Annotated in this window: 6 protein-coding genes and 4 pseudogenes; 6 read left to right on the top strand and 4 right to left on the bottom strand. The window is 41.0% G+C overall.

What is annotated here, in order from left to right; translation table 11 throughout:
• Positions 1 to 193: 193 nt before the first annotated feature.
• The 6 genes and pseudogenes from HMPREF9007_RS12885 to HMPREF9007_RS12910 all read left to right on the top strand — a co-directional run.
• Positions 194 to 1123: pseudogene (locus tag HMPREF9007_RS12885) on the top strand (hypothetical protein); the annotation flags it as partial.
• Positions 1124 to 1431: 308 nt separating this feature from the next.
• Positions 1432 to 2940: a 4Fe-4S binding protein gene (locus HMPREF9007_RS12890; RefSeq protein WP_008761599.1), complete on the top strand. Its 1509-nt coding sequence runs from the start codon at positions 1432 to 1434 to the stop codon at positions 2938 to 2940.
• A 19-nt stretch (positions 2941 to 2959) separates the two neighbouring features.
• On the top strand, positions 2960 to 4363 hold the full coding sequence (locus HMPREF9007_RS12895; RefSeq protein WP_008761598.1) for an aldo/keto reductase: 1404 nt from the start codon (positions 2960 to 2962) through the stop codon (positions 4361 to 4363).
• Entirely contained in the window at positions 4363 to 4797 is a 435-nt protein-coding gene (locus tag HMPREF9007_RS12900; RefSeq protein ID WP_008761597.1) for a DUF1893 domain-containing protein, read from the top strand. Before HMPREF9007_RS12895 ends, HMPREF9007_RS12900 begins: the two co-directional genes overlap by 1 nt.
• Positions 4798 to 4813: 16 nt before the next feature.
• Positions 4814 to 6714 (top strand): annotated as a pseudogene (locus HMPREF9007_RS12905) (TonB-dependent receptor).
• Positions 6715 to 6726: 12 nt separating this feature from the next.
• Positions 6727 to 7236, top strand: coding sequence for a hypothetical protein (locus tag HMPREF9007_RS12910; RefSeq protein WP_008761596.1), 510 nt, complete (start codon positions 6727 to 6729; stop codon positions 7234 to 7236).
• Positions 7237 to 7309: 73 nt separating this feature from the next.
• On the opposite strand, the pseudogene HMPREF9007_RS12915 reads toward HMPREF9007_RS12910, so the two are convergent.
• From HMPREF9007_RS12915 to HMPREF9007_RS12930, 4 genes and pseudogenes are all read right to left on the bottom strand, one after another.
• Positions 7310 to 11315 (bottom strand): annotated as a pseudogene (locus tag HMPREF9007_RS12915) (two-component regulator propeller domain-containing protein).
• 194 nt (positions 11316 to 11509) lie between these two features.
• Complete coding sequence (locus tag HMPREF9007_RS12920) at positions 11510 to 12679, bottom strand: ABC transporter permease (protein WP_008761595.1); 1170 nt, start codon at positions 12677 to 12679, stop codon at positions 11510 to 11512.
• Complete coding sequence (locus tag HMPREF9007_RS12925; protein WP_032850370.1) at positions 12663 to 13847, bottom strand: ABC transporter permease; 1185 nt, start codon at positions 13845 to 13847, stop codon at positions 12663 to 12665. The genes HMPREF9007_RS12920 and HMPREF9007_RS12925 overlap by 17 nt, the downstream gene beginning before the upstream one ends.
• 4 nt (positions 13848 to 13851) lie before the next feature.
• Positions 13852 to 14072: pseudogene (locus HMPREF9007_RS12930) on the bottom strand (HlyD family secretion protein); the annotation flags it as partial.

Below are 14072 nucleotides of genomic sequence, written 5' to 3'. Positions count from 1 at the left end.
CAAAAGCATGGAACGTCAACGAAATATCTGTTGNGGTTCGATTGTACGGCAACTGTCCACAACAACTGCTACAAGCGAAATAAACGAAAATGTTGAAAGTATGAGCCGATTTCTAACAACAAATAGAAATATTGAGTTGCTTGAGCCGTATGAGGGGAAACTCTCATGTACGGTTCTTAGGGGAGAAGGGGGCAGCAATGCCCTTGACTTACCCGATGTCACCAGCTTAGGAGTAACAGCCCAATATTTTACTTTGAACAATAACTTATCCATCGAACCGCGGGTTGCCCTAAAATGGAAAATAAATCCGAAACATTCTTTGGCGTTAGCCTATGGGTTGCATAGTCGCAGGGAAAAGCTGGATTATTATTTTGTAGAAAAGGTTGTCAACGGCAAGAACCAGTCAAACCGATATCTGGATTTTTCCCGGGCGCATCATGTCGGGATGACATACGACTGGAATATCAATCAAAACCTGCATTTAAAGATAGAGCCTTATTTCCAATATTTATTTCGCATACCGGTTGAAAAGAACTCCTCCTTCTCGGTCATTAACCATGAGGAATTTTATTTGGACAGAATCTTGACCAACGCCGGTCAAGGCAGAAATTATGGGATAGACATCACGCTGGAACAATATATGAAAAATGGCTTTTACTATATGATTACAGGTTCTTTGTTTAAATCGAAATATAGGGGAGGAGATAACGTTTGGCGTAATACAAGACTGGATAAGAACTATCTGCTGAACTTGCTTGCCGGAAAAGAGTGGATGGTCGGCAAACTTAAACAAAACGTACTGAGTCTCAACGGACGTTTATTCTTTCAGGGAGGGGAACGTTACACACCCGTAAACGAAGAAAGAAGTCAGGCAGAGCATGACATCGTTTTTGATGAAACGAAAGCATACAGCAAAAGATTCAGTCCTTCCATAAACGGTGATGTTTCTGTCAGCTTCCGGATAAATAAGAAAAGAGTATCTCATGAGTTCTCATTGAAGATTCTGAATGTAGGTATGCGCACCGGAATGCACTTTTACCAATACAATGAAAGGACCCTTGAAATTGAAGAGAAAGAAGGAACAGGGTTAATTCCCAATATAAGTTATAAGATTTATTTCTAGACATACTAAAATCTCCAATGTCTTAAAGTAATCATTTTGCTCTGTCATTCAGACCTCCCGTTACCAAGGGAAATGTTCTGAATGACAGAAACTCTTATGTACAATGACTTTCGGTAATTATGATATAACAATCCAGAATTAAAAAAAATCCTAATCAGTAATATTGGTATAACTTTCTGTAATTTATATACTGCAAAAATCAATCACTCTGCTTAAATTTGCATCGGTTAAAAAGCATAAGATTCGATTCTGATGAAATTGAAAATAATTAAGATATAACTACTATAAATTGAAAATCTAATAAATTTATGTTGCGTACTATCAGACTTACAGCCGCAATCGTGTGTTTCACACTTATTACCCTGCTGTTCCTTGATTTCACAGGGACATTGCACACATGGTTCGGATGGCTGGCGAAAATTCAGTTCCTACCGGCAGTATTAGCCTTGAACATAGGTGTCGTGCTATTCCTTATTGTGCTCACATTACTATTCGGGCGTATTTATTGTTCGGTCATTTGCCCGTTAGGGGTATTTCAGGATGCTGTTTCATGGTTCTCCGGCAAACAGAAAAAGAATCGCTTCCGTTATTCTCCGGCTTTAAAATGGCTGAGATATGGTGTATTGGCTGTATTCATCCTTGCCTTGGTTGCCGGGCTGAATACTTTTGTCGTTCTACTGGCACCTTACAGTGCATACGGCCGGATGGTTTCCAGTCTGCTGGCCCCGGTATGGCAATGGGGAAATAATCTCTTGGCATATTTTGCCGAACGGGCAGAAAGCTATGCTTTCTATGAAGTGGATGTCTGGATGAAAAGTCTTTCAACACTGATCATTGCTGTGATTACCCTTATTGTGCTTTTTGTTTTGGCATGGCGTAACGGACGTACTTATTGCAATACCATTTGTCCTGTTGGCACCGTATTGGGATTCATATCACGATACTCCATCTTCAAGCCTGTGATCGATACTTCCAAATGTAATAGCTGCGGATTGTGCGCACGTAATTGTAAAGCATCCTGTATTAATGCCAAAGCCCATGAAATTGATTATAGCCGTTGTGTCGCTTGTATGGATTGCCTGGAAAAATGTAAGCAAGGAGCTATTAAATATACCAGACGTATTCAAAAGAAAGAAGGGGGTAATACGGAAACGGTTAAAATAAAATCCGTGACCTCGGAACAGATTGACAATGCCCGTCGTAGTTTTCTTTCGGCATCGACTATTTTCGCTACTTCTACCATACTGAAAGCACAGGAGAAAAAGGTAGACGGAGGATTGGCAGCCATTGAAGACAAGAAGATTCCCAACCGGGAGAATCCGATTTATCCTCCCGGATCATTAAATGCACGCAACTTTGCCCAACATTGTACTGCCTGTCAGCTATGTGTCTCTGTTTGTCCTACTCAGGTATTACGTCCATCCGGTAATCTGGCAACTCTCATGCAACCGGAAATGTCCTACGAGCGTGGTTATTGCCGTCCGGAGTGTGCCAAATGTGCGGAAGTATGCCCTACAGATGCCATTCATCTGACCAGCCTGGCAGAGAAATCCGCCATCCAAATCGGGCATGCTGTATGGATCAAGGAGAACTGCGTACCGCTGACTGATGGAATGGAATGCGGCAACTGTGCCCGCCATTGTCCGGCAGCCGCTATTCAGATGGTAGCTTCCGATCCCGAAATAGCGGACTCACCGAAGATTCCGGCAATCAATGTCGAACGGTGTATTGGTTGTGGTGCTTGCGAGAATCTTTGTCCATCCCGTCCTTTCAGTGCCATTTACGTGACCGGACATCAGATGCACAGAATTGTATGATTTAAATCAGAACAAGATTATGGAAGAAAAAAATAAGAAAGACATAAACAGAAGAGATTTTATCAAAATCGTAGGTATCAGTGCGGCTACATCGACAGCGATACTATACGGATGCTCGTCAAAAGGCACTTCTTCATCAAGCAGTGCATCGGCAGAAGGGGAAATTCCTACCGACAAAATGACTTACCGCACGTCTCCAACAACAGGCGACCGGGTGTCGCTTTTAGGATACGGCTGTATGCGCTGGCCTCTCAAACCGTCTCCCGACGGTAAGGGTGAAGTGATCGATCAGGATGCAGTGAACGGATTAATCGATTACGCCATCGCTCATGGAGTAAACTATTTCGATACATCTCCGGCCTACGTACAAGGTTTTTCTGAGAAATCCACAGGAATTGCGCTAAGCCGTTATCCACGTGATAAATACTTCATTGCTACCAAACTATCCAACTTCTCTCCGGATACATGGTCACGCGAAGCTTCCCTCAAAATGTATCATAAATCTTTTGCAGACCTTCAAGTGGACTATATCGATTATATGCTGCTTCATGGCATCGGTATGGGGGGAATGGATGCCCTTAAAGGACGATATCTGGATAATGGAATGCTTGACTTTTTGATAAAAGAACGTGAAGCAGGTCGCATCCGCAATCTCGGATTCTCCTATCATGGCGACATCGAAGTATATGATTATCTGCTTTCCCGACACGATGAGATAAAGTGGGATTTCGTACAAATACAGCTTAACTATGTGGACTGGAAGCACGCGAAAGAGACAAATACCCGGAATACCGATGCCGAATATCTGTATGGTGAGCTACATAAAAGGGGGATTCCATCCATTATCATGGAACCGCTTTTGGGAGGTCGTTTGTCTAAACTGAATGACAATCTGGTGGCACGTCTCAAACAACGCCGTCCGGAAAGCAGCGTAGCTTCATGGGCTTTCCGCTTTGCCGGAACATTCCCCGATATATTGACTGTATTAAGCGGTATGACGTATATGGAACATTTGCAGGATAACCTGCGCACTTATTCTCCATTGGAACCGCTGACTGACGAAGAGATGGATTTTCTGGAAGACACGGCACAGTTAATGCTGAAGTATCCTACCATCCCTTGCAATGACTGCAAATATTGTATGCCATGTCCGTATGGCCTGGATATTCCGGCTGTCTTATTACATTATAACCGTTGTGTCAATGAAGGCAATGTTCCTAAAAACGGACAGGATGAGAATTATGTCAAAGCCCGCCGGGCATTTCTTGTAGGATATGACCGCAGTGTACCTAAACTCCGTCAGGCTAGTCATTGCATCGGATGTAATCAATGCGTACCTCACTGTCCTCAAAACATAGATATACCCAAAGAACTGCACCGGATAGACCAATTTGTAGAACAACTGAAACAAGGAACCTTATAATGGAAGAATTAATCAACTTATTACACTCGGGAGGATATTCCTGTGTGATTGCCAATGGAGACAACATACGTACCTTTACCCAACGTGGCGTAGCAGATTTATATGATTTGCTGACACAGGAACCGGATTTTCTGAAAGGAGCTTCGATAGCCGACAAAGTAGTAGGGAAGGGGGCTGCCGCCCTCATGATTTTGGGAGGTATCCGGGAACTTCATACAGACATCATCAGTTCGAAAGCGTTGGATTTATTACGAAGCTCGGATATAAAAGTCCATTTCGTACAAGAAGTACCTTTTATATGGAATCGTGATCACACAGGCTGGTGTCCGGTAGAAACGATGTGTAGCGAAGAAGAATCAGCAGAAGCCATATTGCCGCTGATTCGTGATTTCCTCGAAAAAATAAGAAGTGGTAAAAAGTTGCAAGAGAAATAAAAGCGCGAAACAGAATATGAAAACAAATACAGTTTGTTTGTTTTTGTTCGGCAGCCTGCTTTCCATTTCAGGAATGGCACAACCCGGAAAAGACAGCACACAAGTCAAAAGAAACTATACTATTGACGAAGTCGTAGTTACCGGAACACGGAACGAGACGGATATTCGTCACCTTCCCATGACTATTTCAGTAGTAGGAAGGCAACAAATAGAGAAAAGATATGAACCTTCACTTTTGCCGCTATTGACGGAACAGGTTCCCGGATTCTTTACTACCAGCCGTGGTATCATGGGATATGGTGTATCCACAGGTGCGGCAGGTGGCATGAGTCTGCGTGGTATCGGAGGCAGCCCGACAGCAGGTTTATTGGTTTTGATCGATGGACATCCGCAATATATGGGATTGATGGGACATCCGATTGCGGATGCATATCAGTCTATGTTGACAGAGAAAGTGGAAGTCTTGCGCGGCCCTGCCTCTGTACTCTATGGCTCGAATGCAATGGGCGGAGTAATCAATATAGTCACCCGCAAACAGCAAGATGAGGGAGTAAGAACGAATATGCAGGTAGGGTATGGCTCATACAACACTTTGCAGACGGAATTTTCCAACCGTGTAAAGAAAGGACGTTTCAGCAGTATCGTTACCGGTTCTTACAATCGTACGGACGGACACCGCCCCGATATGGAGTTTGAACAATATGGAGGATACGCAAAATTAGGATATGATTTCAGCTCTTCCTGGAAATTCTGGGGAGATGTAAATGTAACCCATTTCAATGCTTCCAATCCGGGAACGATACAAGTTCCACTTATCGACAATGATTCGCGTATTACACGTGGTATGACCTCGCTTGCCTTGGAAAACCATTATGAGAAGACATCAGGAGCTTTGAGCTTTTTCTATAATTGGGGACGGCATAAAATCAATGACGGATATAAAACAGGAGAACAGCCGCAAACATCACACTTTAATTCTAAAGACAAGATGTTCGGCATTTCCTGGTATCAGAGCGCTACGTTCTTCACAGGCAATCATTTGACGATAGGATTTGACTATCAGCACTTCGGAGGCAAATCATGGAACAAAATCTTGGCTACCGGAGAGCGGAAACTGGGAGTAGACAAGCAAATGGATGAATTTGCAGGATATGTCGATTTCCGCCAAGATATAAATAGCTGGTTGTCATTGGATGCGGGTGTTCGTGTAGATCATCACTCTCATGTAGGTACTGAATGGATTCCACAGGGAGGACTGGCTTTTCATCTTCCCAAAAACGCAGAACTCAAAGCGATGATGAGCAAAGGATATCGCAACCCTACCATTCGGGAGATGTATATGTTTGCTCCTGCCAATCCGGAACTGAACCCGGAGAAACTGGTCAGTTATGAACTTTCCTATTCTCAACGATTATTGGAAGGAGCCTTATATTACGGACTGAACCTGTATTATATTAACGGTGACAATATTATTATGAGCAATGGCTTGATACCTCCGCTGAACGTCAATTCCGGAGAAATAGAAAACTGGGGAATTGAAGCGAATATCGGTTATCGGTTTAATTCTCATTGGAATGTGAATGCCAACTATAGTTGGTTGCACATGGAAAACCCGGTTCTCGCCGCTCCTGAACACAAATTGTATGTCGGAGCAGACTATACCGCAGGTCGCTGGACTGTATCGACAGGAATGCAATATATTAAAGGACTTTACACTTCTGTAATCGTTAATAATAAAGGCACCGAGCAACAGGATAGTTTTGTTTTATGGAATCTGCGAGGAAGTTATCGTATTTGTAATTTTGCCAACATCTTTGTGAAAAGGTGAAAAACCTGTTGGCACAACGTTACGAAATAAATACAGGGTATCCCATGCCCAAGGCAACATTTATGGGTGGTATTAATTTGAATTTCTAAAAGAATAAAGATATGGAAACAACAGTAAAACTCTATTCACTGAATTACAGTAATGTGAAGACCTATTTAGCAACCTCGTTATTCATCGTTGGCAATATCCTTTTTCCCAGACTCTTTCATCTCATTCCACTAGGTGGATTAACCTGGCTGCCTATTTATTTCTTCACTCTGATCGGTGCTTACAAATATGGCTGGAAGGTCGGTTTGCTAACTGCTATCTTGTCTCCAGTCATAAATTCTTTGCTCTTTGGTATGCCAGTGCCCGCAGTATTGCCTGCCATTCTATTGAAATCCGTATTATTAGCAATCGCCGCCGGATGGGCTGCGCAACGCTTCGGACGCATTTCTATCCCTGTATTAGCAGGAGTAGTCTTGTTTTATCAGATCATCGGCACATTGGGAGAGTGGATGTATATAGGAAATTTCTACAAAACTGTTCAGGATTTCCGCATCGGTATTCCCGGAATGTGCCTGCAAGTATTAGGAGGTTATTTGTTTATTAAATACTTGATATGCAAATAATATTCCTATTTATTGAATAGATAAGAGGTAGCTTCTTCTACAAGGGAAAAGCTACCTCTTATCTATACTTATTTTATTTATCCGAATCGTCCTGAGAGGTATCATCTTCAATAATAGCGGAAGAAGTACCATATTCCTTAGCATACTGGCTTGGACTCATTTTATATTCTTTCTTGAATACTTGTCGGAAATATTTGGACTCTGAAAATCCACATAGTTCTGAAACTTCAGTAATATTATGCTTGCCTTCTTTTAGCAACTGTACAGCACGTTTCAAACGGACTGATTTTATAAGCTCTTGGGGAGAGAGATCTGTCAGTGCTTTCAGTTTACAATAAAAGCTGGTGCGACTCATACCATGCAAATCATTGAGCACTTCAACGGAAAAAGCGGCATTATCAATATTATCCTCAATACTCTTCTTCACATCCGATATAAATTTCCAATCAAGGCTATTCATTCCATTCGCCAATGGTGTCATGACTTTGGTATCTTCTATTTCCAGATTGGCATATCTGCTACGCAACAGTGCACGGTTTGCCAATAAATTAACAACACTTGCTTTCAGAATTCTTACGCTGAATGGTTTTATAATATATTCATCAGCGCCAATATGAAGCCCATCCAATATATTCTGCTCTTCTCCTAAAGCAGTGAGTAACAATACCGGAATATGAGATGTTTCTATATCATTTTTAATGGCAATACACAGTTCATCACCCCGCATTTCCGGCATCATAATGTCGGAAAGAATAAGCTCTGGCCAAAATTCTTTTGCAATGATCAATGCTTCCTTACCATTACCGCAAGCCTGCACATTATACATTGGTGATAATGAATTGACCAGATAAGCGCGTAGTTCATCATTATCCTCAACAATAAGAATACGTTGCAGATTCTCATCGCTTGTCTTTACAGCCGCTTCGGATATAATTGGAGCATCCAATACTACTTCCTGTCTGCCGGGTTTCTCCGGATCTATCAGATTCGAATGACGGAAATGCTTATTACCCTTCGGGAAAACAATAGTGATAGTGGTACCTTGTTGTTCAATGCTCTCTATATTTATCTTACCACTATGAAGACTCACTAATTTTCCAACTAGTTTTAGTCCGATTCCACTACCGGTTATCTTTGCGTTAATAGCATTCGTACCCCGAAAGTGCATCTTAAGTAATTTGTTCTGTTCGTTTGCCGGAATGCCTATTCCCGTATCTTTGACTTCCAGCCTCCAGGATTCTTTAGTCTCAGAAACAAATATGCTGACCATTCCATTTTCAGGTGTATATTTCAACGCGTTGGATACCAGATTCTTTAAGATAGAATCCATCTTATCTTTATCGAACCATACATTCAGATAATTAAAGTCACTTTTGTATGTAAAGTCAATATGCTTGATGTTAGCATACGAACAAAAACTATTATAGATTTCATTCATATACGTATTCAGTTCATATTCGGAAATATGCAATTCAGAAGAATAAACATCAGCCCGCTCGAAATTAATTAAGTTAGTACTCAGCCGTAAAAGGGCATTTACATTTCTCAATGCCGTGTTTATACGCTGCGAACCGATCTCTGTCAATGTTTCCTCTTCAACAAATTCTTCTAAAGGAGCCTTTATCAAAGTAAGAGGAGTACGGATATCATGAGCAGTGTTTATAAAGAAATGTGTCTTTTCATCTGATATCTTTTTCTGCTTTTTCAGAATCATAATCCGGAAAGCAATACCGAATAGAAACGCAATCACAAGTATATAAATGAATATAGCCCATCCGCTAAACCATACAGGCTGCGCTATTATTATTTCGACCTGCCGTTCTTCGAAAACAATACTAGGCTCTTCTTTGGATATAGCACGCACATAAAGTTTATAGTTGCCAGGGCTTAAATTGGTGAAACGAATCAGACTATTACTGTTCAATTGCACCCATTCATTATATGAAGAACCTTCCAGTCTCCAATAATATACAGAATGGGAAGGAAAATCATAATTGATAGAAGAAACCCGGAATGAAAAGGTATTCTGACCGTATTTCAGCTTCAATACATCTGTTTTGTCAATATCTTTCTCCAGAGGAGAGTCCTTATCCCCCGGATAAATAGGCTGATAAGAAATATGAAAATCGCTGAATATCATTTTTGAGTATTCATAATCCGGTAACTTGATGCCTGCGGGAAATTCAACAGCACCATCAACGCTTCCGAAAACAAAACTTTTATTTTTGCGTAAAACGCCGGAAGTAGCGTTGAAACAGGCCGACATCATTCCTTGCTCTCGACTCCAGTTGTGGAATGATCTTTTCTCCGTAGAAAAGCTGGTGATTCCGCTTTCCGTACTCATCATTATCTGTCCATCCATTTCCGGAAGAATAGTATAGATATTATTGGAAACAAGTGCCGAATTATCGGCATAATAGTGTTCGAAACTCCTATTTTTAGGATTATATATAAGTACTCCCGAACCATTTGTACCGATGTACAGTGATCCATCATTTGCCTGATAAAGCGTATTGATGTAAGTCGACTCCACAGGCATTAAAATATACTGATACTCACCAGAGTTTCGATCAAGCAGAAATAGTCCTGTGGCAGTTCCCACCCACATAGAATTGATATCCTTTTCCTCAATAGCTGTAACAGTATTTACTCCAGGATACAGACGGACAGTATTCTTTCTCGGATCAATACACTTTAGATTGTAATATCCTCCCGACCATATATACCCTTTTGAATCTTTAATCATATCCCGTATATATTTATCTGGTCGTATGTTGACAGAACTAAGCAGGAAAGGCGAGAAATACTCTACAGCCAATGTCTTCTTATTAATCTTATAAATGCCCGACGTATATCCTCCTGCCCAGATAATGCCCGGCGAAACTTCACACAAAGTGATGAAAATATGATTTTTGTCTTTCAGTTGCTTATCAAAAGAACTTAAGAAAGAATGCCATTGACCTGTTTTGGAATCATGGAAACTGATCCCATTGCTTGTTCCAAACCATAAGTCACCTTCACTATCTTCAATGACCGCATGAACCTGATCATTGACAATAGACTGTTTATTACCGATAGAATGTTTTATCCAATGATAATTCTTATAACGGGGATCGACTACCGTAATCCCTGCCGGATAATTGGCAAGCCAGATTCGTTTTTCTTTATCAATATAAATATCCGTAATGTTATTTCCATTCATTTCATTATAACTTTCATAGTTTGCTACAATGTATGGAGAAGTTTTACAGGTATTTACATCTATTTTGTGTACTCCCATTCCCTCTGTGGCAAACTAAAAGTTCCTTTTCATTCAGCGGTCTGATATGAGTGATACTTACATCACCCAAAGCAGTATCTGGCTTGATAATTTGTTGAGTTGACATATCATAAGCAAAAGTACCATCACTGAAAGTACCAATAAAGAGCCTTTGAAGTTGTCGGTGATAATAAAGCCCGTTTATTTGCGTATAGACATTATCAAGCGTTTCAAAAGGAATAATATGCAAAGCTCCTTTATTTAACTGAGTATACCGGACCCCCATTTCTGTTGCCACAAAGAAATGAGTATCATCCGCCTGCTCTACTACTGTGATATTCTCATCCAATACATTAGGAAACTGTAAAGTCTGTGCTGTTTCCGTATTATACAACAAGATAGAATCATTGCTGCACAACCAAATATTACTGTTACGATCCAAATAACCGTAGCTGATAACATCAGTGGCTTCCGGCAATTTGTAAATCATCTTAAAACGGTCATATTTCTCTTCATACTGAAAGATACGTCCTTTTCTTCCAATCACCCATATTCCCCCTTTTTTATCTGCATACAGCCATCCGAGATCTATGTCCGAATTTAGCTCCCTGTTTGCTTCAATTAATTTATAGTGTTTTATATCCTGACCGTTGTATCGGTCCATACCTTCGTTGGTGAGAAACCACATATATCCCTGACGATCTTTCTGAATATTGTATATTCTCCGGTTACTTAAACCATCCTCTACTCCAATATATTTGTATGTTTGTCCATATGCCATCAACGGCAACAAAAATAAAAATAGTATAATATTCCTCATATAGATGTTTACATTTAAAGTAGTACTATAGCCTATCTCCAAATAATAGTTAACAAAATAAATAAAAAAGGACGAGATAATCAAGTAAAATGTTCAACAAAAAACATTTTATTTCCATAGTTAATTATTCGTTGGCTGAAATATTATAGTTTTGAGTAATTATTGTTTAAAATCTGCAACTAAAAGTATATCTATCAACTGAGTTTTCGTTTATAAACCCATATACTTAATGCAAAATAAACAATCACCTGAATCCATAAAGTAATGTATTCAAGTTGGATATCAGCCATACTTGCCCCCATTGAGTTCAACTTCACAAAGGCAAGTGTAGCAGGTGCTGCCGGAAAAATATAATGAGCAGCTTTCCAATACCAAGGCATTAGCTCCATCGGATAGGAAACACCGGAAAGAAAAATCAGTCCTACCGAGAAAAATGCAATCATAAGCAATGGTGCTTCCGAATCAGTGAAATATCGGGAGGCTGCCAGCCCCAGAAAAGAAGTCGCCAGCAAGTAGGGGATCATCATCAATACAATATACAATCCGTTTCCAATATTGGGAATACTAAAGAAATGAGGAAGCAACCCTAATAGAAAGAATGAAAAAACAGCATACAAACTACAGTAGACAAACGTTTTCCCTGCTACAATACGTATAGCGACTGCCCAGCTTTTTCCGAAAGGAGTATAGGCAAGGATACCTTTTGTCATATGTTCTTCTCCGGTCAGCATACCTATGACCATCAGTAATGTCTGAAAAATAATAATGACCATAACGGCCGGAATCAGATAAGACCCATATCCTTCCGTATAGTTATAGAGTGCGGTTCCCGCTACATTTACAGGCTTTGCCATAGCTACCGCCAATAATCCCTGAGGAGGCAGAAAGACTGCTCCGTCCGGACGATATTTGTCATTGATAGCCAGCATCACACGTGAAGAAGCTCCTTGTAAGGCTTCAAAATAGAGAAAAGCATCGGTAGTGGCATACAGAGAAAACACAGCTTCATCTCCACGAAATACCCGTTCCTCAAAATCATGAGGGAGATATAAAATACCTTGTACTTTTCCAGCTTTCATCCATTCCTTAGCTTCGTGATAATCCATAGCCTGATCATAAATTTCCGCTTGAGGCGTAGCATCCAGCCAGCGGATGAAATTACGGCTCAACTCGCTATGTGAGTTATCGACTACGGCAACCGGGACATCCGTTACAATATTGGGGGCATACATATAATTATAGAGTAATCCGTACACGAAGATTCCACCCATCAGTACCAGTAATACAGCATAGCTGGTACTGATAGCCCAATATTCACGTCGGATGATGAACGATAACTGTTGTAACTTATTTAATTTTTTCATATTTATGACTTTCTATGGCACGTTTCAGATGAGGAAGCAACACAAAAGCCAGCAACGGAAAGATACATAGTATCACAACCGATGGCCAAAGGTAGATAAAACCACTCCCTCCGTAGAGCATATTTTGCATCATTTCTGTAAAATGCCGGACAGGAAAAAGATAGGAGGCATCTCGTACCAAAGGATACATATTGGTCACCGGAAAAGTGACACCGGATAAAGTAGCTCCCAAAGAGCCGACCATGGAAACAATACTTATGATCAGAGAGATAGCCGGAAATAGTGAAAACAGGAATAATCCCAATGCCTGTGTTGCCACGACAAAAAGCGCTGTCAGCATATTCATCAATAACCAGCTTCCTTGAAAAGGAATATGCAGAATGCCGAACATCACATAATTTGCCAGCCATCCTATCAGAATAAAGATAATGGTGTAGGGGAGTAGTTTTCCTAAAACAGCCGTTACCATATTTCCTTTGGCAACAAACAGCCATTCATCGGCAGTGCGAAATTTAATCTCAATTCCGACTGCATATACAGTAATGAGTAAAATCAATACCTGAAACAAGACGAAGAAAAACGGTTGGCTCAGATAAACCGAATAATCCAGACTCGGATTGTATATAGGGTGATTGCTGGCTTGTACGGGCAACAGGAATGTAGTGATCTTGTCTTGTTCCACTCCGAGAGCGACAGCTTGCATCACAATGGGAGAGAGCGACACAGGAGCCAGCGACGTTTCGAAAGCAGCCATCAATTCGCCACCTACCGAAAGCAACGCATAATGATAATAATAGGAGAGAGTCGCATTCTTTCCCGAAATAGCATCTTGCTCAAATTTGGGAGGAATGGAGAGATAGCCATAAATTTCCTTCTTCTGTACGGCCTTTCGGGCAGCTTCCTCATTCACAAAATGCCTTGTCACTTTAAATGTTGGCACAGCAGATATATTTCGGGCGATTGCCCGTGAAGAGGCAGTATTGTCCTGATCGACAATACCGATGGGAATGTTTTCCATCTGCCCGTTGCCGAAGATTGTTGCCATGAAGAAAAGGGTAAATAGCGGCAGGATGATACACACACCCAGATAAAGGCGTCGTGAAGTCATCCGTCGCCACTCCCTGAGCAGCACGGAACGAAAAGGAGAATATGTTTGTGACGAACTCATTCTATCATTCATTTAATGTCAGTAATACGGACATACCGGGGCGCAGGTCATCCACTTTCTGAGTGGGACGGGCATGAATCTCGAAGGTTCGTAAGTCATAACTTCCCGTCTGTTTCGTTGATTTCCAAGTAGCAAAACTTCCTAACGGACTGATATAATAGATTTTAAACTCAATACCTTTTTTATCGATGGCAGGTACATCCGCAACAAAGGTGCCCTCCATCT

Origin of the sequence: Bacteroides sp. 1_1_14 (assembly GCF_000162515.1) — a bacterium.
Taxonomy (GTDB): Bacteria; Bacteroidota; Bacteroidia; order Bacteroidales; family Bacteroidaceae; genus Bacteroides; species Bacteroides thetaiotaomicron.
The sequence above is the reverse complement of the archived record's forward strand: the minus strand, read 5'-3'. Positions and strand labels throughout refer to the sequence as shown.